Source organism: Thalassospira sp. MCCC 1A03138 (genome assembly GCF_002115785.1).
Lineage (GTDB): Bacteria > Pseudomonadota > Alphaproteobacteria > Rhodospirillales > Thalassospiraceae > Thalassospira.
In genome coordinates this window covers 275,886-302,149 of record NZ_JFJY01000001.1, presented here as the reverse complement: position 1 = coordinate 302,149, position 26,264 = coordinate 275,886, and the positions used below count along the sequence as shown (strand labels likewise).

Annotated in this window: 22 protein-coding genes and 1 pseudogene; 8 read left to right on the top strand and 15 right to left on the bottom strand. The window is 56.0% G+C overall.

Features of this window, described 5'->3' with window-relative positions; all coding sequences use genetic code 11:
- Positions 1 to 12: 12 nt before the first annotated feature.
- Entirely contained in the window at positions 13 to 2,517 is a 2,505-nt protein-coding gene (gene hrpB / locus TH468_RS01470) for an ATP-dependent helicase HrpB (protein WP_085642420.1), read from the top strand.
- Positions 2,518 to 2,604: 87 nt separating this feature from the next.
- On the top strand, positions 2,605 to 2,997 hold the full coding sequence (locus TH468_RS01465) for a VOC family protein (RefSeq protein ID WP_085641911.1): 393 nt from the start codon (positions 2,605 to 2,607) through the stop codon (positions 2,995 to 2,997).
- Positions 2,998 to 3,004: 7 nt separating this feature from the next.
- On the opposite strand, the gene TH468_RS01460 is transcribed toward TH468_RS01465, so the two are convergent.
- From TH468_RS01460 to TH468_RS01450, 3 genes are all read right to left on the bottom strand, one after another.
- On the bottom strand, positions 3,005 to 3,712 hold the full coding sequence (locus TH468_RS01460; protein WP_085641910.1) for a class I SAM-dependent methyltransferase: 708 nt from the start codon (positions 3,710 to 3,712) through the stop codon (positions 3,005 to 3,007).
- Between the two features lie 114 nt (positions 3,713 to 3,826).
- Positions 3,827 to 4,309, bottom strand: a complete 483-nt coding sequence (gene greB, locus TH468_RS01455) for a transcription elongation factor GreB (protein WP_210402199.1) — start codon at positions 4,307 to 4,309, stop codon at positions 3,827 to 3,829.
- Positions 4,310 to 4,387: 78 nt separating this feature from the next.
- Complete coding sequence (locus tag TH468_RS01450; RefSeq protein WP_085641909.1) at positions 4,388 to 5,296, bottom strand: LysR family transcriptional regulator; 909 nt, start codon at positions 5,294 to 5,296, stop codon at positions 4,388 to 4,390.
- 97 nt (positions 5,297 to 5,393) lie between these two features.
- On the opposite strand from TH468_RS01450, the gene TH468_RS01445 reads away from it, so the two are divergent.
- On the top strand, positions 5,394 to 5,858 hold the full coding sequence (locus TH468_RS01445) for an ester cyclase (protein WP_085642418.1): 465 nt from the start codon (positions 5,394 to 5,396) through the stop codon (positions 5,856 to 5,858).
- On the top strand, positions 5,855 to 6,778 hold the full coding sequence (locus tag TH468_RS01440) for an NADP-dependent oxidoreductase (RefSeq protein WP_085641908.1): 924 nt from the start codon (positions 5,855 to 5,857) through the stop codon (positions 6,776 to 6,778). The genes TH468_RS01445 and TH468_RS01440 overlap by 4 nt, the downstream gene beginning before the upstream one ends.
- A gap of 64 nt (positions 6,779 to 6,842) precedes the next feature.
- Here the strand turns inward: TH468_RS01440 and TH468_RS01435 are convergent, their stop codons facing one another.
- From TH468_RS01435 to TH468_RS01420, 4 genes are all read right to left on the bottom strand, one after another.
- Entirely contained in the window at positions 6,843 to 8,072 is a 1,230-nt protein-coding gene (locus TH468_RS01435) for an MFS transporter (protein ID WP_085641907.1), read from the bottom strand.
- Positions 8,073 to 8,151: 79 nt separating this feature from the next.
- On the bottom strand, positions 8,152 to 9,105 hold the full coding sequence (locus TH468_RS01430) for a LysR family transcriptional regulator (RefSeq protein WP_085641906.1): 954 nt from the start codon (positions 9,103 to 9,105) through the stop codon (positions 8,152 to 8,154).
- 77 nt (positions 9,106 to 9,182) lie between these two features.
- Positions 9,183 to 10,370 (bottom strand): DUF3095 domain-containing protein, encoded by a 1,188-nt coding sequence (locus TH468_RS01425; RefSeq protein ID WP_085641905.1) that lies wholly within the window; start codon positions 10,368 to 10,370, stop codon positions 9,183 to 9,185.
- A gap of 33 nt (positions 10,371 to 10,403) precedes the next feature.
- The gene (locus TH468_RS01420; RefSeq protein ID WP_007090472.1) at positions 10,404 to 10,619 is read right to left on the bottom strand and encodes a SlyX family protein; all 216 of its coding nucleotides are present in this window, start codon (positions 10,617 to 10,619) and stop codon (positions 10,404 to 10,406) included.
- Between the two features lie 110 nt (positions 10,620 to 10,729).
- Here TH468_RS01420 and TH468_RS01415 point away from each other — a divergent pair, with 110 nt between their 5' ends.
- A complete protein-coding gene (locus TH468_RS01415; RefSeq protein WP_085641904.1) occupies positions 10,730 to 11,266 on the top strand; it encodes a cyclopropane-fatty-acyl-phospholipid synthase family protein in 537 nt (178 codons plus the stop codon).
- Positions 11,267 to 11,323: 57 nt separating this feature from the next.
- Here TH468_RS01415 and TH468_RS21960 read toward each other — a convergent pair whose 3' ends face one another.
- From TH468_RS21960 to TH468_RS01405, 3 genes and pseudogenes are all read right to left on the bottom strand, one after another.
- A complete protein-coding gene (locus tag TH468_RS21960) occupies positions 11,324 to 11,737 on the bottom strand; it encodes an NAD(P)-dependent oxidoreductase (RefSeq protein WP_256376251.1) in 414 nt (137 codons plus the stop codon).
- A pseudogene (locus tag TH468_RS21955) lies at positions 11,720 to 12,226 on the bottom strand (NAD(P)-dependent oxidoreductase); the annotation flags it as partial. The pseudogene TH468_RS21955 and the gene TH468_RS21960, both read right to left, overlap by 18 nt.
- 254 nt (positions 12,227 to 12,480) lie before the next feature.
- Complete coding sequence (locus TH468_RS01405) at positions 12,481 to 12,894, bottom strand: tellurite resistance TerB family protein (RefSeq protein WP_007090469.1); 414 nt, start codon at positions 12,892 to 12,894, stop codon at positions 12,481 to 12,483.
- Positions 12,895 to 13,261: 367 nt separating this feature from the next.
- On the opposite strand from TH468_RS01405, the gene TH468_RS01400 reads away from it, so the two are divergent.
- Positions 13,262 to 16,399 carry an EAL domain-containing protein gene (locus TH468_RS01400; RefSeq protein ID WP_246832181.1) on the top strand — a complete coding sequence of 1,046 codons (3,138 nt, stop codon included), beginning with the start codon at positions 13,262 to 13,264 and terminating at the stop codon, positions 16,397 to 16,399.
- Between the two features lie 47 nt (positions 16,400 to 16,446).
- Here TH468_RS01400 and TH468_RS01395 read toward each other — a convergent pair whose 3' ends face one another.
- The 3 genes from TH468_RS01395 to TH468_RS01385 form a co-directional block, all read right to left on the bottom strand.
- Positions 16,447 to 17,091, bottom strand: a complete 645-nt coding sequence (locus tag TH468_RS01395; protein ID WP_085641901.1) for a Crp/Fnr family transcriptional regulator — start codon at positions 17,089 to 17,091, stop codon at positions 16,447 to 16,449.
- A gap of 107 nt (positions 17,092 to 17,198) precedes the next feature.
- On the bottom strand, positions 17,199 to 18,584 hold the full coding sequence (locus TH468_RS01390; RefSeq protein ID WP_085641900.1) for a PepSY domain-containing protein: 1,386 nt from the start codon (positions 18,582 to 18,584) through the stop codon (positions 17,199 to 17,201).
- Between the two features lie 153 nt (positions 18,585 to 18,737).
- Positions 18,738 to 19,184 carry a DUF2946 family protein gene (locus TH468_RS01385; RefSeq protein WP_139192148.1) on the bottom strand — a complete coding sequence of 149 codons (447 nt, stop codon included), beginning with the start codon at positions 19,182 to 19,184 and terminating at the stop codon, positions 18,738 to 18,740.
- A 333-nt stretch (positions 19,185 to 19,517) separates the two neighbouring features.
- Between TH468_RS01385 and TH468_RS01380 the strand changes: the two genes are divergently transcribed.
- On the top strand, positions 19,518 to 21,446 hold the full coding sequence (locus tag TH468_RS01380; RefSeq protein ID WP_085641899.1) for a heavy metal translocating P-type ATPase: 1,929 nt from the start codon (positions 19,518 to 19,520) through the stop codon (positions 21,444 to 21,446).
- Positions 21,447 to 21,544: 98 nt separating this feature from the next.
- A complete protein-coding gene (locus tag TH468_RS01375; protein WP_085641898.1) occupies positions 21,545 to 22,114 on the top strand; it encodes an HdeD family acid-resistance protein in 570 nt (189 codons plus the stop codon).
- On the opposite strand, the gene TH468_RS01370 is transcribed toward TH468_RS01375, so the two are convergent.
- Together TH468_RS01370 and TH468_RS01365 are read right to left on the bottom strand one after the other, a co-directional pair.
- Positions 22,111 to 23,394, bottom strand: coding sequence for a glycosyltransferase (locus TH468_RS01370; protein WP_085641897.1), 1,284 nt, complete (start codon positions 23,392 to 23,394; stop codon positions 22,111 to 22,113). The genes TH468_RS01375 and TH468_RS01370 overlap by 4 nt on opposite strands.
- Positions 23,395 to 23,473: 79 nt before the next feature.
- Positions 23,474 to 26,260: an ATP-dependent DNA helicase gene (locus TH468_RS01365; protein ID WP_085641896.1), complete on the bottom strand. Its 2,787-nt coding sequence runs from the start codon at positions 26,258 to 26,260 to the stop codon at positions 23,474 to 23,476.
- Positions 26,261 to 26,264: the final 4 nt, after the last annotated feature.

Below are 26,264 nucleotides of genomic sequence, written 5' to 3'. Positions count from 1 at the left end.
AGAAAGCCGTTCATGCCCAAAGCCTTTCCCGTCCTTCCGATTGATGCCGTTCTGCCTGATCTTTGTGTCCTGCTGGAAACCGGTACCAATGCGGTTTTGCAGGCCTCGCCGGGGACTGGGAAAACGACCAAGGTGCCCTTGGCGTTGCTGGAAAGTGCATGGCGGAATGATCAGAAGATCGTGATGCTCGAACCCCGGCGGCTTGCCGCGCGGGCGGCCGCTCGCCGGATGGCCCAGTTGATGGGCGAGGGCGTCGGCGAGACAGTCGGCTATCGCGTGCGGTTTGACAGCAAGGTTTCCGCCAGAACCCGGATCGAGGTCGTGACCGAGGGTATTCTGGTGCGCATGATCCAGGACGACCCGGAACTGTCAGGCATTGGCTGTGTGATTTTTGATGAATTTCACGAACGGTCGCTTGATGCCGATCTGGGATTGGCATTAGCGATGGAAACGCAGGCCGCCCTTCGCGATGATTTGCGCATTGTCGTAATGTCGGCAACCCTTGATGGCGATCCGATTGCGGCCCTGATGGGCGGTTGCCCGGTGATTACCAGCGAAGGCCGCGCTTTTCCGGTTGAAACAAAATATATCCCGATCCGCCCCGATGCGTGGATTGATCGGGAAATGACGGCGGCGATCCGGTTGGCACTTCGCGACGAAAGCGGGTCGATCCTGGCCTTCCTGCCCGGGCAGGGGGAAATCACGCGGGTTGAGGCGGCGTTGAAAGACGGGCTTGATCCATCGGTGATCATTGCGCCGCTTTATGGCGCGATGGAAACCAGGGCACAGGACATTGCGATTGAGCCCGCACCCGATGGAATGCGCAAGGTGGTGCTGGCGACTGCGATTGCCGAAACGTCATTAACGATTGATGGCATTCGGGTGGTGGTCGATTGCGGATTGCAGCGTTTGCCGAGATTTGACCCGGCATCGGGCATGACGCGGCTGGTGACGGTCAAATCATCGCAGGCCAGTGCCGAACAACGTCGCGGTCGTGCCGGACGATTGGAGCCGGGCGTATGTTATCGCCTGTGGGCAGAAGCCGAACATCGCGCCCGTCCGCCTTTTACCACGCCGGAAATTGCCGATGCCGATCTGGCGCCGCTGACGCTGGAGCTCGCCCGCTGGGGCGTGTCTGATCCGGCAAGCCTACCGTGGCTTGATCAGCCCGACGGGGCAAAGATCGAACAGGCACGTGATGTGTTACGGCGGCTTGACGCGATTGACGATGCTAACCGGATCACGCCAATGGGAACAGCGATGGCCGGATTGCCAGTGCATCCGCGGTTGGCACATATGATGTTGCGTGGTGCGCGCCTTGGACTGGACGAGGTTGCCTGTGCGCTGGCAGCACTTTTGTCGGATCGGGATTTCATGCGCGGTCGCGGCGCGGATTTACGGCTTCGGGTCGAGGCGATTTTGGCCCGCAAGGCCCCAAAAATGATCACGGAAGCCGCAAGACAGCTTGCACGGCGACTGGGTGAGGTCGCGAAGAAAGAAGTGGCGTCCGACGCAGGCAACATTGAGGCCGGCCCTGTGGATCATGCGGATCAGGTGGGGTTGGTTCTGGCATTTGCCTATCCCGACCGGATTGGCGAACGACGCAAGGGTACGGATGCGCGGTATCGCCTGTCGGGCGGGCGTGGCGGGATACTGGCCAATGACGATGCATTGGCGAACGAACCCTATATCGTGGTGGCGGAACTTGACGGGCAGGCGCGCGAGGCACGGATTTACCTTGCCGCACCTTTGTCGAGCGCAAGTCTTGAAACCCATTTTGCCGATCAGATTTCCGAAGGAACAGAGGTCTTCTGGGAAGTGCAAAGCGATGCGGTGCAGGCGCGCTGGCAACGGCGGATCGGGGCGCTGGTGCTTGACGAAAAGACCACCCGTGACGAAGCCGGACCTGATGCCATTGCGGCCGCGATGATCGAAGGCATTCGTCGTCTTGGCCTGCATTGTTTGCCTTGGGACAAGGCGGCCGAGGGACTGCGCGAACGGATCGCGTTCCTGCATCGGGTCGATCCGGAAAACTGGCCCGACATGAGCGATGATGCGCTTTTGGCATCGCTTGAGGATTGGCTGATGCCATATCTTGGCGGGATCAATAAACGCAGCCAGCTTAAACAGGTCAATCTGGCCGAGGCATTGGTATCAAGCATTGACTGGAACAGGCGCCAGGAGCTTGATCGTCTGGCGCCGACCCACTGGACCGTGCCAACCGGGTCACACATCCGCATTGATTATAGTGGCGAAACACCAGGGCTTCCTGTCCGGTTGCAGGAAATGTTTGGCGCGACCGAAACTCCCAAAATTGCTGGTGGTAAGGTGGCGGTAACGTTGCATCTGCTGTCGCCAGCACAAAGGCCGCTTCAGGTAACGTCTGATCTGGTGGGGTTCTGGAACGGCTCCTATGCGCAGGTTAAGGCCGAGATGAAGGGACGTTATCCCAAACATTATTGGCCCGATGACCCGTTGCAGGCAGAACCGACCAGACGGATCAAAAACCGGATGTGAGAAGACGGCCTTGTCGGGCGCGGTAGGGCTATACGCGTGTGGCTCAGGCGGGCATAATCGTGCCTCGATTTTGCGTTTAACAGGATCATGATGATCACAGCCGCCACACCGCTTCTGAACGTTGCCGAGATCAACCGCAGCATCGGGTTTTACCGTTTGCTGGGGTTTGAGGTGGTGGCGCGTACCTTGTCCGATCTGGATGAGCAACCGGTCTGGGCGATGCTGGAGGCAGGTGACGGGGATACCGGAATCCGTTTGATGCTTGCCGCGCATGGCGGTGTTTCGCATGAAGAGCGCCGGATGCGACCATCCTTTGCCGGGCAGGTCTGGTATCTGGAATGCAATGATGTTGACGGCATGTTTGACGCGCTAAACGATGCCGGGTTCAAACCGGAGCCGGTGACGGAGCTTGAGGACGGCACGCATCAGTTCTTTGTCCGTGATCCGGACGGATATGAAATCGCCCTGACCGGGGGATGATATCCGGTTACGGCTTTTCCCATTCCATGATGTGGAAATAAGGGGCCCTGCAGTATCGTTCGTACATACCACCATGTTCAGAACCGGGCAATGGTTCGTCAAAATGGCGCAGTATAAGATTGTGCGATAACAGAATTTTCATATAGCGGCTAAAGGGTCTATGCCAGTTTTTGATGCGAATGCCGCGCCATTGAACCCATTCCGAACGCTCTTCCATATAGCGATCAAGGCAGAAATGTTCGGATCCATTGTCACCTTTTACCCAAGTTGTCGGCGTTGCGGCTGTGCTGAAACTGTTCAGATTGGCAATGAGTAAGGTGCCGCCAGGACGCAAAACACGCACCATTTCAGAAACGGCAGCATCAATATCCGTAATGTCGATCATGCTAAGATAACTGGTTACAAGATCGAATGCTCTATCGGGGAGATCGAGCTTTTCAGCATAGTGAACATAGTATGCGCCGTTTGGGTCACAGGATCGGGCATGTTCGATCAGGCGTTCTGTGGGATCAATGCCGGTGGCGGCGATACCTAGGTTGGAAAGCATGCGACAAAAACGTCCTTCACCGCAGCCGATGTCCAGTGCAGTGGCAAATTTTTGTTTGTTAATGCGCTCAAGCATTGGGCGGTCGAGGACATGTTGGCGGCTGAAATCCCCATCGCCGGAGTTATCCGCAATCCATGCATCAGCAGATTCATTCCATCCATTAGACATTTGGGGCTCCGTTAGTGGCTGGTGTGATTTGGAGAATGTTGGTGGTTGGGCGTGTTGGAAAAGCAATGCGTGACGGTCGCGTGTGGCTGATACAGCGACAATTTACGAACGTGTTTAGCTTTTCGGATAGCTAATTTCGAGGACTTCAAGCTCGTCCTCGCCCGCTGGCGTGCGTAGCGTCACCACATCACCGACACCGGCTTTCATCAGGGCGCGCGCGACGGGGGAAATCCAGCTTATTTTGCCTTTGAGGCTTTCGGCCTCGTCCTCGCCAACGATGCGGATGGTGACTTCTTCGTCCCGCGCATTCACATAGGTGACAGTGGCACCAAAGAAGACCCGGCTGTGGTCGGGTTGTTCGCGCGGATCAACGACGACTGCGTCCTCGATCCGTTTGCGCAGATACCGCACCCGGCGATCAATTTCGCGCAGGCGTTTTTTGCCATAGATATAATCGCCATTTTCCGACCGGTCACCATTGCCTGCCGCCCATGAAACCACGGCAACGGTTTCGGGTCGTTCCTTCTTCCACAGGTGATCAAGTTCGGTGCGAAGGGCTGAGAGCCCTTCGGGGGTCATGTAAATCGGTCTGTCCATTAGCGGGTTTTAGCTTAACGCCGTGTCGCGGGAAAGAGGCGATTTGGGTCGGCGGTATAGCAGATACCGGGCATCTTGTTATTCATCAAGCGGCAGGCCCGCGACAAAATCGCGCAGCCAGCGTTGTGCGGGATGGACATCATTGCGGCGATGCCAGGACATGGTGAAGCCGATCGGATCAAGATCGAAGGGAAGCGGGCGGATGGCAAGAGCATCGGCCTGGCCAGACGCTGGAATGACGCCAGCCATCAGGGTCGCGATCAGATCGGAGCGCGCAATCACAAGCGGGGCGGCGTACATCGTTGGCAGGGTCACGGCAAGGCGGCGTTTATGGCCTATTTTTGCCAATGCCGCATCCACCAGACCAAAGCGGTCATTTTCCGGTGATACCAGCAAATGCGATAGCGACAGAAAGGCTGGAAGATCCAGCAGTGCCTGGGCAGCGGGATGGTCGCGACGCATCACGCAGACAAAGTTTTCGGAAAAAAGCGGCTGGCTCAGGATGCGGCCGGTTTCAGAAGGCGGCACGCCAATCGTTAGATCAGCTTCCCCCGCGTCAAGCAGGGTAATGGCGTCATCCCGCGCGGTGAAGCTACCGATCCGCAGCGTGATGCCCGGTGCCTTCTGACGTAGGGCATCAAGTAGTACCGGCAGCACCCTAAAGGTCGGATGATCGGAAAGTGCGATGGAAAAGGTCGCGGTGGACGTCGTCGGATCAAACGTCTGGGTGAATTCAAGCGTGCGCTGAATTTCGGTCAGTGCATGGCCGAGTGGTTCGGCAAGATCAAGGGCACGCGGGGTTGGCTGCAAACCCGCAGGGCTGCGGATAAAAAGCTCATCATTAAGCAACCCACGTAGTCGCGATAGTGCGGCACTCATGGCTGGTTGAGTGCGGCCAATACGTATGCCCGCACGCGTGACGCTGCGTTCTTTCATCAGCGCGTCGAAGGCCACCAGAAGATTGAGATCGATACCATGTAAATCCATGGAATGGATGTTGTCACATATTTTATATTGATTTCAAGTATGTCGAGAGGGTCGGTAGCATTTCCCCATATCCAACAATCCTGAATGGGAAATGAAAATGACGAATCAAATCAATACGCCCGCGATTGCCGGGGTATCAGCCCCGGATCGCAAGGCCATCGAAGCACTGTACCGGGCTTTCAGCGAAGGTGCCGACCTTTTGGATGAGGCGGTTACTCGTGATTGGCAGGATATCCCGCTGGCCCCCGGGCAGGAGCCGGGACGCGACGGTATGAAGCCGCTGATCAGGGCGTTTCATGCGGCCTTTCCAGACGTGAAAATCATCGTCCACGAAATGATTGGCGGACCGGGCCGGGTTGCCGTGCGCGCCGAAATCACCGGCACACATTCAGGCGAATGGTTCGGGATTGCGCCGACAGGTAGGGCTTTTCGCATGCCGATTCACGAATTTCATTATGTCGAAAGCGGCAAGGTGACCCATACATGGCATCTGGAAGACTGGCTTGGCTGGTTGTATCAGGTGGGCGCATGGCCAATCACCGAGCAGGAGGCCGCGCAATGAAAGCCATCAGACTTGATGATTACAATACCGCACCTGTCATCCGCGATATTGCCACACCGGAAATCGGCCCGGAGGACGTGCTGGTCCGGGTGGGAGCAGCAGCACTTAATCCGCTTGATATTAAATTGCAAAGCGGCGTGTTGCAGGGCTATTTCCCGCTCGAATTTCGATACACGGTGGGGGCCGACCTTGCCGGTATGATTGAGGATGTCGGGGCAAATGTGACTGGCTGGCAGAAGGGTGACAAGGTTATTGCCCGGCTTGATCCGGTCGCAGGTGGTGCCTTTGCCGGGTTCGCCTGTGTTCCGGCGAATTATCTTGTGAAGGTGCCCGAAGACATGCCGTTTGAAGTGGCCGCAGGCATTCCGACGGCGGCGGGAACGGCGTGGCAGGCATTGTTTGAGCTGGGTGATCTTGGTGTCGGGCAGACGGTTCTGATCCATGCCGGGGCAGGTGGGGTGGGTAGCTTTGCCATCCAGTTCGCCCGCGCGGCAGGTGCGCGCGTGATTGCAACCGCATCTGGGGACGGGATCGACATTGCCCGAACATTGGGTGCAGATCAGGTGATTGATTATCGACACGCCGATTTTGCGGAAATGCTTTCGGATATCGATCTGGTGATTGACACCGTCGGCGGTAAAACACAGCAAAAATCGTTCGGTGTTCTGCGAAGCGGCGGTAGGTTGCTATCGCTTGTTGCCCCGCCGGACGAGGCATTGGCACATGCGCACAATGTCAATGCGCAGTTTGTGTTTCATATGTCTGACGGGGAACGGTTGGCGCGGGTTGTTTCAGCGATACACGAGAATAAAGTGAAGGTCCTGATCGACCGGACCGTGCCAATTGATCAGTTCGGCGATGCCTTTACCCGGCAAGCATCGGGCCGGGCCCGCGGCAAGATCATTGTGACGATGGTCTGATATCAGAAAACCGTGACACAGACTGTCTGTGTCACGGCTTTTGCTTACTAAGGATCGTCACTGGTCAGGCGTTAGCTTCGACCCGAAGGGCTTTGTCGTCAATCGGCATATGCACGAGGGCGGCAAAGATGCCAAGCGCGATGGAAGCGATCCAGACGCCATCGAAACTGCCGGTCAGATCAAAGATGACCCCACCCATCCAAGCGCCAAAGAACGCACCGATCTGGTGGGACAGCATGACAATGCCAAACAGCGTTGCCATATAGCGCGGGCCGAAAACCTGCACGATGATGCCGCTAGTGAGAGGCACGGTTGACAGCCACAAGGCCCCCATCACCGCCGAGAACAGCCAGATGGTCTCAGCCGTTTTGGGGGCAATCATAAAGATCAGAATGACCAATGCGCGCATGCCGTAAATAAACGACAGGCCCCATTTCTTGCGCCATTTGCCGCCCGCCCAACCAGCCGTCAGGGTGCCGACAATGTTAAACAGGCCAACAATCGCAAGTCCCTGTGCCGCGACCGAACCGGGCAATCCGCAAAGCTGGGTAAAGGTTGGCAGATGGGTTGCGATCACCGCGATATGGAACCCGCAGACAAAGAAGCCGGCATTCAAAAGCAGGAAGCCACGATGTTTGCGCGCCTCGTGAAAGGCCGCGACCAACCCGGTCGGGCCAAGATCAGTACCACCCGAATTGGGGCCGTGGGCTTCGGCCTTGCCGGTAAGCGCAAAGGCAAAGGGCACGATGATCATCGACATGACGGCAAGAATTGCAAGGGCGGTGACATAGCCATAACCGTCATTAAGAAACTGGGTTGTCGGGGCCATGACAAACTGGCCGACCGATCCCCCGGCGGATGCCAGACCAAGGGCGAAGCTGCGTTTACTCGGCGGAAAGGCACGGCTGATGGCGGCCAGAATGACCGGGAAGCTGGTCGCACCGACACCCGCCCCGATCAGGAAGCCTGATGTCAGATGCAGTTCAAGTGGGGAGGTCGAAGTCCCCATCAGATACAGACCCAGCGCATAAAACAGTGCCCCGCCGATCAGGGTGCGGGTTGTGCCATAGCGATCGGCAAGGGCACCGGCAATCGGGGCGGCAACACCCCACATCAGGTTCTGAATGGCAAAGGCCAGACCAAAGGTGGAAGCACTCCAACCGGTGGCCGTCAGCATATCGGGGATAAACAGGCCAAGCGACGGTCGGATCCCAAGATTGACTGCCAGGACAAGACAGCCAGCGACAAGAACAAGCCAGGGAAACCATCTGGCGGTGCGAAGGGTGGGGCTCATCGGGCTACTCCGGAGCGGATTTCAATAATTGTTCCGATTTTGAACGCGATGGCGCAATGCGTCCAATTCATTCGACTTATTATGCTGATAACATTTGCGCATTATTATCTGCCGGCGGATCAGATATGGCCCCGGCTTCGACGACAATTTTGCCAACGGTATCAATGATATCATCAAGATCGGTATTGGCCTGACGGCGGATCAGCATGATCCCCATATCCCAGTTCATGCCTGGAATATCAAGGATGCGAATGCGGTTTGCCGCCGGACTGTGCATGCAGAACCGCCGTGCCATGATGCCGTATCCCGCACCGGCGGCGACCATTTCGATCTGCAATTCAAGGGCGGAAACTTCGAGCACGGATTTGAACTGTACCCCGTTCTGACGTGCCCACGCATTGCCAAGAGCCCGGAAAGTACAGCCATCAGGCATCAGAACCATTGGATGTTCGGCCAGTTCGGCAATGTTTTTCGGGTGGTGTTTGGCTGATCGTGGTCCGATGGCAACGATTTGGTCATCAAGAAGCTTTTGCGCGCGCAGACTTGCCGGAATATCTCGGACATCGGTCCCGCCGATTGTGCCATGTGGACCATCCAGCGACAGCATGGCATCAATTTCACCCCGTCGCATCAGCGGCAACAGCTCGCTTGACCAGCCGCTTTTGATCGTAAGCGACATGTCAGGAAAACGTGTGTGCAGGTCGCGCAGTTCAGGTGCCGCCAGCAGAGGCGCTGCCCCGTGGCTGACGCCCAGGCGGAAGGGACCCGTCACGGCATTGTTGCCAGTGATGCTTTCGGTGAAACCGTTAAGGCGGCGCAAAAGATCACGGGCTTCGGCCAATGCACGATGCCCGGCAGGGGTCGGTTGCAATGGTTTCAATGACCGGTCAAAAAGCTGTGTGCCAATGCGTTCTTCAAGGCGCTGGATGCGGCGCGTGATGGCAGGTTGCGTAAGGCCAAGGCGGGCGGCGGCCCCATGAAAGGATTTTTCATCGGCAACGGCGATCAATGCCTGAAGTTCGCGGGTATCCATGACGGTCACCTGTTGTCACAAAAGATGGTTCAGGATCGCGCAAACCGGTTTCTGATGCAAGAAAAGCATCGGTGTCGTTAAGTTGATGCGAGTTCTGCATGATTTGGTTGTGTCGGAAGCTTTCTCATCTTTGCTTTGCAGATGCTGGCCGCCGCGGTGTAACCGCCATCGGCTCCATCTAGGAAATGCAGGTGGGAGTCCGTTGCAATATCGGGAACGATGCAGGTCATCAGCGCTTCGTCCTGCTGTTTTATCCCAAACCAGATATCACCATTGTTTTCGGCATCCGACAGCAACGTTTCGATTTGTTCTGTTTGTGGTGTGGTGCAATTGACAGTCAACCAGATACCATCGCCAAAGCGTCGGAAATCAGTATTGAGTTTGGTTTGTTCGCGATAATGCACCGGATCGAAGTCGCCAAGATTCCGGCCAGTTTTAAACAGAAACAGGGCAACGCAGGAGACGAAAAGCGCCTTGCACCATGCGCGCAGTTTTGATCCTTCGGTTCCCTGTGTTGCCAGTGCTTCGAGGCGCAGGCTTTGCCAGCCAATCCGGAAATCGGGGCCGGATTCCGGGACCGGATTGCTGTCGCGACGGTCCTGTTCAAGGATGCCAAACAGGGCGTTTGCGCAACGGTCAAAACGGACGCGATCATCGCGGGGCAGCATGATTAGTGACAGGATTTTACATCCATCCTCCGCCCGGATCGGCGACCATCGGCACGAAAGTCCGGTCAGATCGGGCTGCGTGCCAGACGGCGCCGGGGTAATCAGGTTATGGCCCTGTTTCATCTGTTCTTCGGCCCAGGAAATGCCGCGCCCGGAAAATACCGCATAGGCCAGCTTTTTTGATGCGAGAAAACGGGCAACCCGGACGTTGTGACCACTTTTTCGGATTTCGTCGATGCGGACCAAGGCAACTCGCAAATCAAAACCCAGTTCTTCGCTTGCCCAGATGGCGGTTGCGGCAAGGGCATCCCGAACAGTGGGAACCTTGTCGGGTGGGCAGGCAATCGCGGCACCGTCCCCGCCAAAGATGAATGGAAAATCCGAATGTCCGATGGCATTGGTGGCTGCGGCAATGACCGACGCGCCGACCATATTGACTTCCTTGTAACGGCCTGCTTCGACCGCCTTGGTCGATCCGACGATATCGGATGTGCCAACCCACCAGTCATCGGGCAGTTCGCGATAAATCGACGGGTCAAGAACCTTGGCGAAATCGTCGAACACCGGGATGTCGAGATAGGGATTGGTCACGGGCATCTCTGGGGTTGGCGGGGCCAGTTCGTGGCACCATTAATAATGAGGCGGAGGTGCATCATCTTCTGGTGATGTACGCAGAAAATCGACAAGCCGTTTAATATCTTCGGCCATTAATTTGTTGCGCCGTTCCAGCAGGTCAATCCGGTCCCACTGCGATTTGATCATGTCGGACATGTCATGTATCGAGCTTTCGAGATGGGCGATGTGGATTTCGAGTTCGTCGATACGGTTGCTTGCGTCTTGGCTCATGGCGCGATGGTTGTCCCGCTTGGATGGGTGAAAACTTGCCGGGGACAATGCCCTGTGGCAGGAGTAAGACACCAACCTAGCACAGATCAGAAAGATTGGTTAGCTGGCCCATGAGCGAATTATCCATCCTTATCATTCTTGGCGTCGTTATCGCGCTGATCCTGATCTATGCCATCCGGTTGCGTACGGTACCGATGCCGAGCGGCCGCAAGGCACGTAACGAAATCATATCTTACCTGCCCAATGAGCCCTGCCGTGTGGTGGATTTCGGATCGGGATGGGGAGACCTGGCAATCAGTATTGCGCGCGCCCGACCCGACATCACGGTGACAGGGGTTGAATTATCGCCGCTGCCCTATGCGGTCAGCCGTATTCGTGCGCGGCTAGCGCAGCTTGAAAACCTGTCGCTGGTGCGCGCGGATTTTCGAAAGCGTGATCAGGATCCGGGGGATGTTGTGGTGTGCTTCCTTGATCCGCGCGTGATGGCTGATGTCGGCGATGTGCTAAATCAGCGCATGGCGCCGGGCGGGATTGTTCTTTCACGCGCCTTTGCCATTCCCGGCTGGCAGGCCTTCGGGGAAATCCCGATGCAGTCGGAATCGGATATACTTTACCTGTACCGAATTGGATCGAATCTGCCGGGATGAGGCGCTGCCTGGCTTGCAAAAAGCAGGGTCGCCCAAGGTCGCTCTGCTTTTTAAATGTCATTCTTCTTCGTAAATCTTGATCAGGGCGGAATGGTCAAGATCACCGCCCCCGATTTCGATCAGTTCTTCGTATAGTTCAAGGGCGAGCCGCGAGAAGGGCAGTTCAAGGCCCAGTTCGCCTTCGGAAAATTCAAGCGCCTGATACAGGTCCTTGCGCTGGGTCACGACCTTGCCACCTGGCTCGAAATTACGTTCGATCATACGTTCGCCGTGCTTTTGAAGGATCGCGGAATCCGCAAAGCCGCCGGTCAGCGCGGAGCGCAATTTTCCCAGATCTACACCGGCTTCGTCGGCCATGGAAAAGGCTTCGGCAATCGCACCGATGGTGATGCCAACGATCATCTGGTTGGCGGCCTTGGCGATCTGGCCGGATCCGATTTCACCGACATGGGTGACGCGTGATCCAAGCACGCCAAAGACACGCTGCACACGTTGAAAATCTTCTTCTTCGGCACCGACCATGATGGTGAGCGTACCGTTTTCAGCCCCGTGTGTTCCACCTGATACCGGGGCATCGATCCAGTGACCGCCGGCTTCTTCTACGGCATCGGCAAAGCGCCGGGTGGCGTCGATGGCGGTCGTGCCCATGTCGACAACGATGGTGCCTTCTTCCATGCCGTCAATCACGCCATCCTCGCCAAGCAGCACGTTTTCAAGGGCTTCGGTATTGGCGACACAGATGATGACGATATCTGCATCCGCCGCCGCATCGGCCGGGGTGGGCGCGGTAGCAACGCCCAGATCGTCAAAGGCATTGAGCGTTTCGGGATTTCGCGTATTGACGGTCAGGATCGCGCCAGCCTTTTCAAGATTGAGCGCCATGGGGCGGCCCATCAATCCCAAACCGATGAATGCGATATTTTCCCCGGCAAGTGCGGTCATAACGGTGTTCCTTCGTTTTGGCCAACGCGTGGGCCTTCAATGTGACGGTCAAAGCGATCAGGCGATCAAAAACATCCCGGTTGGTTGAACCGGGCGGGCAGCAGTAAAAATGCAGGTGCGGCCATAAGATGGCGGTCTAACAAAGAAAGCAGCAATTCAAGGCATTTGCCTGATGTTATGCGCGTTTCATTCGGGTTCCGTCACTATCGGCCGACGCTATGTTGTCGGAATGGAAATTATGTGGTCGTTCTGTGCCGTCTTTGCGCGATTGCCTAAAACTCGCCGGGGCGGACATACCGCGCGGCCATGGCGCGTTCAATCGCGGCACTCACAAGGCGGTCAATATCGAGCCGATGACGTATCAGTTCGAGAATACGAAGTTCTTCCTGACTGATTTCGCTGTCCGACAGGACAATTTCGCAGGCAAAGACATAAGCGGTTTCACGCAATTTGCGCGGCAGGGCTTCGCGGATCATGTCCAGCGTGCTGTCCAGGCCGTCTTCTTCGGCAAGCAGTTTGGCGCAATCGCGCGCAACCGCGGTGACACCGTCATTGTCAAAGCCGGCAAAAATCGGAAGATAGCGAACCCGACGCCCCATGGCGGACAGCTCCGCATCGGTGATGTCGTTATCCGAGGCCGAAACCATAACCATTGTGTAAATCAAGGCGTCCTGATGTGAGATCACGATGATTACTCCTTTTCCGGGTGACTGACCGTTAACGGGTATTCCCGCGAAACGTCGACGCACCGGTTGATGGCGTGTGACAACTCCGATGGACATAGAACCTAAGACGGTATTTGATCTCCGGCAACAGTTAACCGGTTAAATATTCACGATTTTAATGATTGCGTAGTGAAATGTGGGGCATCCTTTGGGCGTCGGAACACAGGGGGACTTGCTGCGCATGCATGTGCAGGGGCTGTGAACCGAAGGGAATGCTTAAAAAATTACAACATGTTAGCGTCAAGAACGCATCGCATTCTCTCTTGGGAATAAAATAGGCCTTTGCAGCGCATGGGGTAAAAGTTATGGTCTCGCAGCGATAACAAAAATGACGAATAAGCCGGGTATGGGAGTTATCATTTCAAGCAATGCTGCGGGGACTCTTGCGGCGTTGATTGGGCATCTTCGTGTGCCGTCGGGGGTTTACGATCCCATCGGCGAGAGCGTTCTTGTCAATGCGCCGTGGGTGCAGACGATTTCACCCGACCTTGCCGATGATACCTGGCACAAGATTGATACCCATCCCGAAATCGCCCGAAACATCCGCGAAATCAGCGCCGAAGCGCTTAATGCCGTCGGATATTTTTCACGTGTCGATAAAATCGATGGCCGCGATGTTCAGTTCTTTGCATGGCAGCTTTCACTTTCCGGACAGGTTTTCATTCGGATCATCGCCCTGCAGGATGCAGACGCAACGACAGGCACCGGAGTTCTGATTTCTCCGCAACCGGTTCTGGTGGTGGAGCGTGACGGCGGTTTGCGATTCTCCAACAAGGCAGCCGAGCAGGCCGCCCTTGAAATGGGGCTGCCTGGCGCATTGTCGCTGACTAAACCATCTGGCCAGCGTGCCCTGATCGAAGACGGCGAAAACATCGCCGACTGGGATGACATCCGCACCGTGCATTACGGGCAGCGGATTTATCAGTGGCAACGCATGCCGTTGCCGACACAGGATGCGATTGCACTTTTTGGGCAGGAACGCACCCGCGAGGAAAGCTATCGCCGTGCCCTTGAACATGCTGTGCATGGTATTATCGATCTGGCGGCTGATGGCACCCTGACCAGTGTGAACGAAGAAGCCGCAACATTGTTTGGCTATGACAATGTCCGTGAACTCCGTCAGGCCTATCTGACCAATCCCGAAAAGTTTTATGCCCGATCCGAGGATTTGCGCGATTTGCGCCGTGATCTTGTATCCGGCAACGGCATTCAGGCGCGCGATGTGGAAATGCGCCGTCAGGATGGCAGTCAGCTTTGGGTGCGGATCAACGCGACAGAAATCCGGGGCGAGGGCGGATCGCTTCTGGGGTATAGCGTTACCGTTACCGACATCACCAAAAGCCGTCAGGCGGAATATGATCTGCGCCGCCGTCAGGAACGCTATCGCGCACTGGTCCAGACTGCGGGCAGCGTGATCCTGTTCCTTGATAGCGAAGGTCGCATTCTGGAATATAACCGCGAATGCGAATGGACGTTCGGCTATTCCTGGATGGAAGCAGCGGGGCAGAATTTCTTTGATTTCCTGTTGCTTGACGGTGAACGCGATCAGGTGCGTCAGGGCATCAAACGCCTGATTTCCGGTGAGATCATCAAGGACGAAGTCATTTCATTCCGGCGCCGCGATGGCGAGGTTCGCCTGTTGCAATGGAATGCGCGTGCGCATTTCGGCGAGGATGGCGATGTATCGGGCGTGATCTGCATCGGGCAGGATGTCACCGAAAAGCTGTCGGTCGAACGTGCCCTTCGCCGGGCCGAAGAAAAATATCGCGGCATTTTCGAAAATTCCGCCGAAGGTCTTTATCAGAGCCGTCCGCTTGGCGATATCCTGTCTGCCAACCCGGCCTTCGTATCGATCCTTGGCTATGACAGTGCCGATGAATTGCTGGTGTCCCAAGCCGGGTTTTCGCAATGTTACCTGAACCCGACCAATCGTCTGCGCCTGACGGGTAAGCTTATGCGCGATGGGGTGGTTCAGGGGTTTGAGGCCGAGATGCGCCGACGCGACGGCAAGATCATCTGGGTCGAGGAAAATGCACGACTGGTTCGCGATGACAAAGGTGTTCCGGTTCTGATCGAAGGATCGATCACCGACATCACAGATCGCAAACGCAGCGAAGCACGTATCCAGTTTCTGGCCCATCATGACGGATTGACCGGACTTCCGAACCGCACCCTGTTTCAGGAACGCCTTGCAGCCGCGGTCAAACGTGGCAAGCATGAAAAACGCAGTTTCGTGCTGATGCTGTTTGATCTGGATAACTTCAAAGACATCAATGATACGCTTGGGCATCCAATCGGCGACCTGCTCTTACAGGGGGTTGGGGAACGAATGCGGGTTTGTCTGCGCAACGAGGATGTGGTCGCGCGCCTTGGCGGGGATGAATTTGCCGTCCTGATCCATGATCCGGGCACGGTCGAGGAAGTGACCCTTGTTGCACAGCGCCTGATTGAACGGGTTTCGGAACGCTTCATGCTGGACGGGAACGAGGTGCAGGCATCGACATCGGTAGGTATCTGCATGTTCCCGCAGGACGGGCGCGATGAAAAGGACCTGTTCCGCAATGTCGATCTGGCGCTTTATTGTTCCAAGGCGGAAGGGCGTAACCGGTATCATTTCTTCGAACCGCGTTTGCAGGTCGAAGTGCAGGAACGCAAGGCGCTTGAACGCGACCTTAGTCATGCGATTGAAAATGACGAACTGGAGCTGTTCTATCAGCCGATTATTGATATCGCGAACCACAAGATCATCGGAATGGAGGCGCTGGTGCGCTGGTTCCATCCGTCCCGCGGGCAGGTCAGCCCGGTCGATTTCATTCCTGTGGCCGAACGCATGGGCATCATCGCCGATGTTGGCCATTGGGTGCTTAATCAGGCTTGCAAACAGACCCGGCAATGGGTCGATGCCGGATATGGCGAACTGACGATTTCGGTCAATCTGTCGCCGCTGGAGCTTGCCCGGCACGAAGACCTGATTGAAAGTGTCGGCGATGTTCTGGAACGGTCGCGTTTGAACCCGACCCAGCTGCAGTTTGAAGTCACTGAAAGTGCGGTGATGGATAACCCGCGCGAAGCGGCGATCACGCTTGGCATTTTACGAAATCAGGGCATCCGGATTGCAATTGATGATTTCGGTACCGGTTATTCGTCGCTGGCATATCTGAAACGCTTCCCGGTCGACAAGATCAAGATCGACCGGTCGTTTATCATCGACCTCGACAGCCGCGATGGCAATGCGGCGATTGTGCGCGCGGTGGTGTTCCTGGCGCGGTCGTTTGGCATGGCGGTCAATGTCGAAGGGATTGAAACCGAAATGCAACTGGAACGCATCGTCTCTGAAGGCGTTGATGAGGTACAGGGCTTCTATTTCAGCAAGCCGATCCCGGCCAGCGATTTTGAAGTGCTGTTGAAATCGAACGTGACCATGCCGTTCGATGTGTCCTTTGGCGGGAACACGCGGCCGCACTGATCATGCAGGCGACCGCATTCCCGGTTTTCAACAGGTTTCGTCCGTTATCACGCGGCGCGGTGGTCCCAGAAATCACCGGCCTTCTGGCGCACGCGATCCCGGTCGATCACGACCGTTGACGGGCGCGACCGGCTTTTGCGCAAAACACCCTGACGGCGAAGATCGGCAATCATGCGGCTTGCTGTTTCGGTGGTTGTGGCAATGATGCTGCCCAGCTTGTCGCGTGTCGGCAGCGGGCAGTGATCATCCTTGGCACTCCAGAGCAGGAACCGGCAAATCCGGCGCATCGCCGATCCTGTCCCCAGATTGACCTTCCAGTTATAGCCATCGACAACCTCGCGTGCGAGCAGCCGCAGGATCGCCTGTTGCAGTTCGGGATTGGTCGCCTGCGCCATTCGGATGCGCGCAACCGGAATGCGCATCAGGACCGTTGGCGTCAGGGTTTCGCTGATCAGTGAAAGACCCGGTTCGACAACCGTTTCAAGCCCGATCAGATCACCGGGGCGGAACACGCGGCAGACCTGACGTTCGCCATCTTCGGCATAATGACATTGCATGACAAGGCCCGACAGGATGCGATAGATATATTCGCCTTCCTCTTCGTGGTGCCCGATGGCGGTATTGGCTCCTATATCAAGGGCCGGGTTTTCAGCAAGTTTCTCAAGATGTTTCAAGGCGTCTTCGTTGTTCATGGGGAACTCCCGATGGCACAAGGGAGATACGCGGCATGTTGCAGGGTGCCGCGTATCGACACCAGATCTTTTGCCCAGCCGGATGGCCGGGTTGCATTGTCTAACCTTTAGGCCGCGCCTAATGCCCGGGCGGGGCGGGCAACAAACAACCAGTCCAGCAACCAGATCACCAGCATGGATGCCCCAACGACCGGGTAAATTATGCCGCCAATCGCAAGGATTGCCGTGACTCCGACCAGACTTTTTGTTCTTCGTGGCAAGGGCGGTACGCCAAGCGACCCCGCAGGGCGGCGTTTCCACCACATCACCCCGCCCGAAACAGCCATAAAGACAATCGCGGTACAGACAATCATCAGGACAATCTGGTTGATCACCCCGTATTCCTGACCCATATGGACATTGATCGCCCATTCCATGATGCGGCCAAAGATGCCGTAATCCTGATATCCCATATCAATCAAAGGCCGACCTGAATATTGATCAAGATGAATGACGCGCTGCTGGGACAGGTCATCGGGATAGATTGATGCGCTGTAAACACCGGTTTCACTGCTTGGCAATGAAATCGCATAGCCGGGCGCAATGCCAAGTTCCGCGAACTTTGCCACGGCGGCATCGATGCCAAACGGAGTTGGTGTGCCACCATTGGCAGTTGACGTGCCATCAACCGATAACGGGATCTGGGCGTTTTCGGTGGTCCAGCCGGTTTCACCAAAAGCCTTGATCATCGGGACGGTCGAAAGGGGCACATCGACGCGAACACCCGATGGATAGCCGCTCGGCGTGCCATTGGCGAATTCGTTGGCATATTTGCCCCAGAATACTGACCAGAACATGCCGGTCGCGGCCAGAAACACGATAAAGAAGCCAACGAAAATGCCGGTAACCGCATGGGCATCGCGCCACCAGCGCCGACGCGCCGGGATATCGCGCACGGTTAGAACGCCGCCGCTTTGATTGCCACGTGGCCACCAAAGATAGGTGCCTGTCGCGACGAGAAGGATACTCCATCCCGCGGCGATTTCGATCAGGTAATTGGTAACGGTACCAAATTCGGCCAGACTGTGAATGCGGCGGATCAGCCACATGATCGTGCCGCGATCTGGCATCGATCCCAGCACCAGCCCTGTATAGGGATCGACATAAATCGACCGGCGATCACCGCCCGATGTGGCAATGACGATTTCGGTGCTACGGTCCGGTGAGGCCGGCGTGACGATTTTGACCGGTTTGTCCCCGACGAAATAGCGCACGGCATCAACCTGTGTGCTGATCGGAAGTGGCGGTACATCCAGAACATTGACGAATTTCAGGTCGGAATAGACCCAGTCATCGATTTCGTCACGGAAAAGATAGGCCGCACCAGTGACGGCCAGAAGAACCATAAAAGGCAGAACAAAAAGTCCGGCATAGAAATGCCAGCGCCAGACAGCGCGATAGAGGCTGCTTGTCCCTTTGGGCGCATTTTTGGCATGTGCCGATGCGTTTGGCATCACGATATCCCCAATTCGGTCGCGGGTCTGTCGGGATACGGACGCATTGGCCCGATGATCCCTACCCGGAACTCAAACAATCTGAAGTTGACCATGCTGGGCGGTCCGGGGCCAGTAAGGGCAACGGACATCATCCATCAGGCCGGGAAACAGTCAGACGGGAAAGGGCGGGGCGCGGGGCGATGCCGCAATCGGACAGAAATCATGCAGGCGTGCCGTGATATGAAGGGCGGTGACCGCATTGGACATCCGCACGCGATGGATCAACGGCAATTCCGGTTCGACGGGCAGGCCGACCGCATGATTGCCAAGGCCGCAAATCGCGCATTGGAATCCTTCATAGGCACTGGAGTGGGGTGATGATCCGCCTTCTTCTGTTGCACCAGCCGGGACAGATATCGTCTTGATGCCATTGGCGGTACAGATGATCAGCGGGATAAAGTTCTGATCGGCGTTGCCCCCGACAGCGGCCGGGGTATTGGCAAGCGCGACCGGCGCATGCATAAAGCCGAACATCAGGGCGTTTGCCAGCAAAAAGCACGCGACAGCAACCGACAGGCTGCGTCTGAGTGCCGAATATATCTGGCGGGTTCTGATCACGGCTTTCAATCCATTCCGGAAAGATACCTGCCTTCAATAATCCCTTGAAGGCAGGGTGTCAAAACTTGTTGGTGTGAACCACTTATCACCGATTTTTTATAATCGTTCCTATAACAATTGAAATTCGCTGATTTGACTTGGTTGCGACGAATTGCACTAACAGTGTTTTGGCATTTTGAAAGCCAAAAAATTTTATCTCAGATTTCGAAACACCGGTTGTGACGAAGGTTGGCAAATCTTCCAGCATGCGGTTTGCAAATAGTTTTCGGTAAAACTCCTGTTTGGGGCTAGGCTTCATTACCTGCTTTGGTCATTTGCGGAGAGCCCCCCCCTATGCCTGCCTATCAGCACGGTGTTGTGCCAGAACAGAAAACGCCCATATGGTCTGCGGTTCGTCTTAACCGGGCGGTTCTGATTTTGACCGTGGTCGGCATTGTCACCCATTTTGCCTTGATACCGGTTTCGATCTCTGTTCCGGTTTTCGGGCATGCCGCGATGGATTGGCCACTTTTTGCAGTGATTGCACTGGGCGGCGGGGTTTTGATTTTTGAAATCGTGCAAAAGGCGCTTGCCTGGGATTTCGGTGCGGATTTTCTGGCGGTGATTGCCTTTGTCACCGGTGTGGTGTTGGGTGAATATCTGGCGGCGGCGCTGATTATCCTGATGCTGAGCGGTGGGCAGGTTCTTGAAGCATTTGCCATGCGCAAGGCATCTTCGGCGTTAAATGCGCTTGCCGATCGGATGCCGCGTGTGGCGCATCGCAAAGACGGCGAAAACATCACCGACATCAGCCTTGATGACATCTTAATCGGTGATCTGATTGCGATTTTCCCGCATGATACTGCCCCGGTCGATGGGGTGGTCGTCGATGGTCATGGCGCCATGGATGAAAGTTACCTGACCGGGGAGCCGTATGTTGTGGCCAAGGCGCCAGGGGCATCGGTGCTTTCAGGTGCGATCAACGGAGATGCGGTTCTGGTCATTCGGGCGGAAAGGCTTTCAAGTGAGTCACGCTATGCCCAGATCATGCAGGTCATGCAGGAAGCCGAACAGAAACGCCCGAAAATTCGGCGGATCGGGGATCAGATCGGGGCGTGGTTCGCCCCGTTTGCCTTGCTGGTTGCATTTATCGCTTGGTATCTGAGCGGTGATTCCGTGCGGTTTCTGGCAGTCCTGGTCGTGGCAACGCCGTGTCCGCTTTTGATTGCCATTCCGATCACGATCATGAGCGCGATTTCCATGGCCGCCAGACGGGGCATCGTGATCAGCGATCCGACGGTTCTGGAACGGTTGCCGACATGTAAAACGGCAATTTTTGATAAAACCGGAACACTGACATATGGCCGACCTGAACTGGTCGAAGTTTTGCCCGCAAGCGGTCTCGGCGCGAACGAGGTTTTGCGCCTGGCCGCCAGTCTTGAACGGTATTCAAAACATCCGCTGGCAACCGCGGTGCTGGCAGCAGCAGAAAGCCGTAAACTGGCGCTTGGCGATGTGGCACGAGTATCAGAAAAGCCCGGGCAGGGGCTGGTCGGGGCAGTGGATGGTCAGGAGATTGCGGTGACCCACCGCAAAAAGCTGATCGCAAGTGACCCGGCCATGGCCGAAATCCTGCCGCCCGATGCCAGCGGACTTGAATGCGTGATCATGATTGATGGTGCCTATGGTGCGACATTGCGTTTCCGCGATAGCCCGCGCGCCGATGGCAGGAATTTTGTCGGGCATCTCGGGCCGGTTCATAATTTCAACAAGGTCATGCTTCTGTCCGGGGATCGCGCAAGCGAGGTCAGTCATCTCTCAAAGCTGCTTGGCATTGATGAGAGTCTTGCCTCACAAAGTCCTGAGCAAAAGGTTGAAATCGTGCGACGCGAAACGGCGCTTGCGCCCACGCTTTTCATGGGGGATGGCATTAATGATGCGCCCGCGCTGGCGGTGGCAACCGTTGGTATCGCCTTTGGTAAACACAGTTCTGTAACGGCCGAGGCCGCCGGTGCCGTGATCCCCGAAAGTTCGCTTCAGGCGGTTGACGAACTGTTTCACATCAGCATGACCATGCGGCGCATTCTGCTGCAAAGTGTGGTCGGTGGCATGGTGTTATCGATCTTTGCCATGGGCTTTGCCGCCATTGGCTACATCAGTCCGGTGGCTGGTGCCGTGCTGCAGGAAGGGATTGATGTCATTGCGATCGTCAATGCCTTGCGCCTTGCCCTGGCCGGCAATATCCGCGCCGATCTTGTTGGGGATGAAAAGCAGATATCCTGAACATATCATCGACCGGAACCAAGCTTTGATGGTGGCGTTTATACAAACGACGGATCATATTTAAAGAAATCGGTAAATGAAACCAAAGGGACAGATCCATGACACTCGTTGTAAATGACGGCACGCCGGAAATGCGCGCACTTCTGGAAAAGGGACGCAAACGGCTTCGGACTGTCGGGATTGTTCTGCTTTTGCTGGGGATTCTTGCCGTCGCCTTCCCGTTTGCCACGACGATTGCGTTTAAAACCGTGATCGGCTGGTTGTTTATCATCGGGGCTGTCGGGCATTTTTACGGCGCGTGGAATGCCGATACGCCAACGCGCCGCTGGATCGATGTGGTGCAAGGTGTTCTGTTCGCGCTTGTTGGTGGGTGGCTGGCGTTTTTCCCGGTGACCGGGATTGTGACCCTGACCGTGTTGCTGGCAATTGCCTTTATCCTGCAAGGATTGCTTGAACTTGCTATGGCGTTCCGGCTCAGCCAGTTTCCCGGCTGGAAATGGATGCTGTTTTCCGGCGGTATAGCAGTGCTTGCCGGTGTTTTAATATTCGTGGAATTGCCAAGTGCTGCCACTTGGGCGATTGGATTGTTGCTTGGGATTAATCTGATTTCGTCAGGTTTGAGCTATCTGATGGTGTCAATGGCAATGCGAACGGTTACCAAGAGCTAAGCTGCGATTTCTGTGCCGTTCAGGATCAGATCAACCGCCGTAGCAACACCGTTTTCATGCGAAATTTGTTTGGCAATTTGTTTTGCTGTTTCGTGAACCTGTGGTGTTGCCAGAATGTCGCTTATGGCGCAGGCAAGACATTTTGCATCAAGCTTCGATGAGGGGATCAACTGGTGGGCAACGCCGATCGTGTAAAGCCGTTTGGCCCAGAATGGTTGATCGCCAAAGAACGGTACAATAATGGATGGGCATCCCGCCCGTAATGCTGCTGCACACGTTCCGGCCCCCCCATGATGTATGGCGGTCTTTACATGTTTGAACATCCATTCGTGTGGTACTTCCCGAACGGCATAAATGTTGGATGGCCAATCAACATCGGAAGCAATGCCGCCCCAACCGGTTGCAATGATTGCCTGGACATTTGCCTGTTTGACCGCATCAATCAACATTTGGGCGGTCTTTTGCGGATTGGTGGCGGGCATGGAGCCAAACCCGATATAGATCAGTTTTTGACTGTTTTTGATAAAGCTCGTCATTTCGGCGCTTGGCTCGTACAAAGCATCATTTACAAACCAATAGCCCGTGACAGCAGCTTTTTTCGGCCAGTCATTTGGGCGCGCTATGATGGCGTTGCTATAGGCGTTTAGAACCGTGATGGCTCCGAACTTTTGTGATTTTAGGATATCAAATTTCTGATACGGGATGGCTTTATGCCGTTTTGATGCCCAATCGCGGAGGCTGTTGCGCAACGACAGATTAACCAACCACTTCACAAGCTTCCCTGTCAGAAGGTTATATTTCTGGCAATCCACCATATTGGGAAAGCCGATATGCGGATAGGCACGAGTTGGAATAAGTGCTGGTATCAACTGGGCCAGAATGGCTGGGATTGCAAAATGATCAGCAATTGCCAAGGCGCCAAAGGCTTTTGGATGAAATACTATTTTGTCTGGCCTGAGCCTATTAATGGTTTCAAAAATATCATCAAGAAGCGCACCTTGAAGGTCGCTTCCTTGCGCACGCAATTTTACGATGCTGCTTATTTTCTTTAGGAATCCGGTGCACGGATTTGACGCATTAGCAAACTGTGGATTGCTGGTCAGATTTGTTAACGCATCTGTTAAGGGCGCAAATGCGAGGCCGTGTTGTTGTACTAACGATTGGAAACGCCTAGGTGCGGCAAGTGTAACCATATGGCCGGTTTGTTGTAACCCGTACGCCAAAGCAATGAAGGGCTGGATGTCGCCACGTGTGCCATAGGTCATCAACAAGATATGCATATCGCGTCCTTCGGCGGAAAATGGGCGTATTGCAAAATTGATTTGTTGTCAGATGTAAGGTGAAGTTGACCCGCACAGATTACTTTAGCAGATTTCCATTGTCGGCGTTTGGCCTTAAAAACGCCCGTGTCTGTTCAATCGCTTCGCGCATGCCGACCCGTTGGACATTGACATCGTCGGGGAATGCACCCAGCAATCGCGACGGCATCCGGTTATCAAGCAGCACAAATACCCCACGGTCTTCCGCGCGGCGAACAAGGCGACCAAAGGCCTGCTTCATCCGCAGACGGGTCAGCATGTCGTCATAGCGCGCACCATGAAATGCTGCCTTGCGCGCCCGGTGCAGGATATCGGGGCGTGGCCATGGCACGCGGTCAAATACGATCAGGCGGAGGCTATCACCCGGCACATCGACCCCGTCGCGTACCGCATCGGTACCCAATAGACAGGCATCACGTTCAACCCGGAAAATATCAATCAGGGTTGAAACATCCATACCGTCAATATGCTGAGCCAAAAGCTGCAACCCGGCATCGTCAAGCGGCCCGGTCAGACGGTCATATACTGCGCGCAAACGGTTGATTGCGGTAAACAGGCCAAGCGCGCCGCCACCGGACGCCAGAAACAGCTCGCGATAGGCCGCTGCCACATGGTCGGGGTTATCTCGGCCAAGGTCATTGATGATGAAAACCTTGGTCTGCTTGGCATAGTCATAAGGGCTTTTCATCGCCGCCCGGATCGCAGGCATCGGCATATGTGATGCCCCGGTGCGATCTTCGGCGACACCCCAGTCAAACATTTCATCGCCCGTGCCGTCACGGAGCGTGGCCGATGTGATCACAAGCCCGTGGGCAGAGGGGGCAAGAGCCGCGGTCAGGGGGAGCGTCGGGTCGATATGATGGCGGTGCATGCCGACATCGAAATCGCGGCCAAACTGCCGTTCAATGGCAAACCAGTCGACAAATTCCGGCGGGGTGGCATCGACGAGGCTTTCAAGCATGCCGCGCCACGCCGCCACCTGCATGATCGCACGCCGTTCAAGGGAACGGATCGCGGCATCAAGACGCTGGCGTTCGGCACTTTCAAGCTCGTCTGCCTTTTCATCAAGCATATGGGCGATGATCTTGATCAGGGCCTTGGCCGGTTTTTCAAGGGCGGCCAGCGCACGATCAAGATCGGCCGCACTGGCCAGAACCGGGGCAATGGCCGGTTTGCAATCGGTTTCAATCGAATAACCCCGGTCGCCTTCGGCGGCACGTGCCATGACCTGTGCCCGAACATGGGCAAGGAACAGTTCCGCCGGGCCCTTGGCATGTTCGGCACCGTCATGAATACGCATCAGCCAGCCCTGTTCGGGCAGGCATTGGGCGGCGACAATCACGGCATTGACGGCATCACGAAGTTCGTCCCGATCCATGATCAGGGTTTCAAGCCGTTGTTTAAGCCCACGTGCGCGCGACTGGCCCTTGTTTTCGGCGCCCAGTAACCAGCGGCGTAATTCTGCCCCTTCCTGCCCGGTCAGATGGGCGGAAAAGGCTTTGTCGGCAGCATCAAAAAGATGATGCCCTTCGTCAAAGACATAACGGGTCGGCATTGATGCATCGTCAAGCCCGCCAAGGGCGGCCTGCACCATCACCAAGGCATGATTGGCGACCACGATCTCAGCCGACCTTGCGCGCCGGACGGTTTTTTCAACAAAACAGCGCGAATAATGCGGGCAGGCGGCATAAATGCATTCGCCGCGCTGATCGGCCAGTGCACCGGTAAAACGGTTGCCGATCAGTTCCGTCAGCCATGCCGGGAAATCACCGCCGACCATATCGCCATCGCGCGTTTGCGATGCCCAGCGCGCCATCAGCCCCAGCGGGATCGCCTGATGGGGTTGTTGCGCCAAGGGTCTCTGGGCTTCTTCGAAATTCAGAAGGCAGAGGTAATTTTCGCGACCCTTTCGGACAACCGCCTTCAGGCGTTTGTCCTTGGGATCGTCATAAAGACGGTTAAGTTCCTGATCGATCTGACGTTGCAGGTTACGGGTATAGGTTGAAATCCAGACCGCCCCGTCATTCTTCTGCGCCCAGATCGATGCCGGGGCAACATAACCCAGCGTCTTGCCCGTCCCGGTCCCTGCCTCGGCCAGAACAATATTGGGTGTCCCTTCGGCGGTGCGCGGCGCAAATGCCGAACAGACAGCCGATGCATAATCGGCCTGTTGCGGGCGTTCTTCTGCTCCTTCGCCCAGAAGCTTTTTCAGCCGTTCACGGGCATCCTTTGGATCGACCGGAATATTGCCGGGCGGCGGTGGTGGGGCATGTTCGGCCCATTCGCCCATTTTCTTCCAGACTTTAAGCCCTTCATAGACGGCAAATTTATGCGGCCCGTCGCCATCGGCACCAAGGGCGGCCAGAACCGGAACACCCCACATCCAATGTCCTCGTGCCATCGGCCATGCGATGGAAAGGGCACGTGCACGTTTTTCACGCGGCAGGGTGGCAAGTTCCTGTAACAACCGTTTCATCGCCTCGGCCAGGGCTTCGGCCTGGCCGATCAGATCATCAGACGCCCGCTGACCGGTCGCCATGGCAAGCCCGCGTGGGGTAGGGACGCAAAACTGCGCCGGGCGGACAAAGGCAAACAGTTCCAGAAGGTCATGGGCCGGAAACGGATCGGATTTCATCCGCCGTGCCGATGCCGGGGTATGCACAAGGATTGGACGTTGGGATCGCGCCCGTTTGGCCGCCGCCCCATGCGGCAATTCTTCTATTTCCCCGTCGGGCGAGAGGAAAACAGCATGACGCAATCCGACGACCATGACGGGTGCGTCGGGTGGCATGAATTTCGGCGTGGGATCAGAACGATCATCGAACATTTGG

Bases quoted from the DNA above. Each gene is read 5' to 3' on its own strand.
- hrpB (WP_085642420.1), top strand. From the start codon at position 13: ATGCCCAAAGCCTTTCCCGTCCTTCCGATTGATGCCGTTCTGCCTGAT.
- TH468_RS01465 (WP_085641911.1), top strand. From the start codon at position 2,605: ATGATGATCACAGCCGCCACACCGCTTCTGAACGTTGCCGAGATCAAC.
- TH468_RS01460 (WP_085641910.1), bottom strand. From the start codon at position 3,712: ATGTCTAATGGATGGAATGAATCTGCTGATGCATGGATTGCGGATAAC.
- greB (WP_210402199.1), bottom strand. From the start codon at position 4,309: ATGGACAGACCGATTTACATGACCCCCGAAGGGCTCTCAGCCCTTCGC.
- TH468_RS01450 (WP_085641909.1), bottom strand. From the start codon at position 5,296: ATGGATTTACATGGTATCGATCTCAATCTTCTGGTGGCCTTCGACGCG.
- TH468_RS01445 (WP_085642418.1), top strand. From the start codon at position 5,394: ATGACGAATCAAATCAATACGCCCGCGATTGCCGGGGTATCAGCCCCG.
- TH468_RS01440 (WP_085641908.1), top strand. From the start codon at position 5,855: ATGAAAGCCATCAGACTTGATGATTACAATACCGCACCTGTCATCCGC.
- TH468_RS01435 (WP_085641907.1), bottom strand. From the start codon at position 8,072: ATGAGCCCCACCCTTCGCACCGCCAGATGGTTTCCCTGGCTTGTTCTT.
- TH468_RS01430 (WP_085641906.1), bottom strand. From the start codon at position 9,105: ATGGATACCCGCGAACTTCAGGCATTGATCGCCGTTGCCGATGAAAAA.
- TH468_RS01425 (WP_085641905.1), bottom strand. From the start codon at position 10,370: ATGCCCGTGACCAATCCCTATCTCGACATCCCGGTGTTCGACGATTTC.
- TH468_RS01420 (WP_007090472.1), bottom strand. From the start codon at position 10,619: ATGAGCCAAGACGCAAGCAACCGTATCGACGAACTCGAAATCCACATC.
- TH468_RS01415 (WP_085641904.1), top strand. From the start codon at position 10,730: ATGAGCGAATTATCCATCCTTATCATTCTTGGCGTCGTTATCGCGCTG.
- TH468_RS01400 (WP_246832181.1), top strand. From the start codon at position 13,262: ATGACGAATAAGCCGGGTATGGGAGTTATCATTTCAAGCAATGCTGCG.
- TH468_RS01395 (WP_085641901.1), bottom strand. From the start codon at position 17,091: ATGAACAACGAAGACGCCTTGAAACATCTTGAGAAACTTGCTGAAAAC.
- TH468_RS01390 (WP_085641900.1), bottom strand. From the start codon at position 18,584: ATGCCAAACGCATCGGCACATGCCAAAAATGCGCCCAAAGGGACAAGC.
- TH468_RS01380 (WP_085641899.1), top strand. From the start codon at position 19,518: ATGCCTGCCTATCAGCACGGTGTTGTGCCAGAACAGAAAACGCCCATA.
- TH468_RS01375 (WP_085641898.1), top strand. From the start codon at position 21,545: ATGACACTCGTTGTAAATGACGGCACGCCGGAAATGCGCGCACTTCTG.
- TH468_RS01370 (WP_085641897.1), bottom strand. From the start codon at position 23,394: ATGCATATCTTGTTGATGACCTATGGCACACGTGGCGACATCCAGCCC.
- TH468_RS01365 (WP_085641896.1), bottom strand. From the start codon at position 26,260: ATGTTCGATGATCGTTCTGATCCCACGCCGAAATTCATGCCACCCGAC.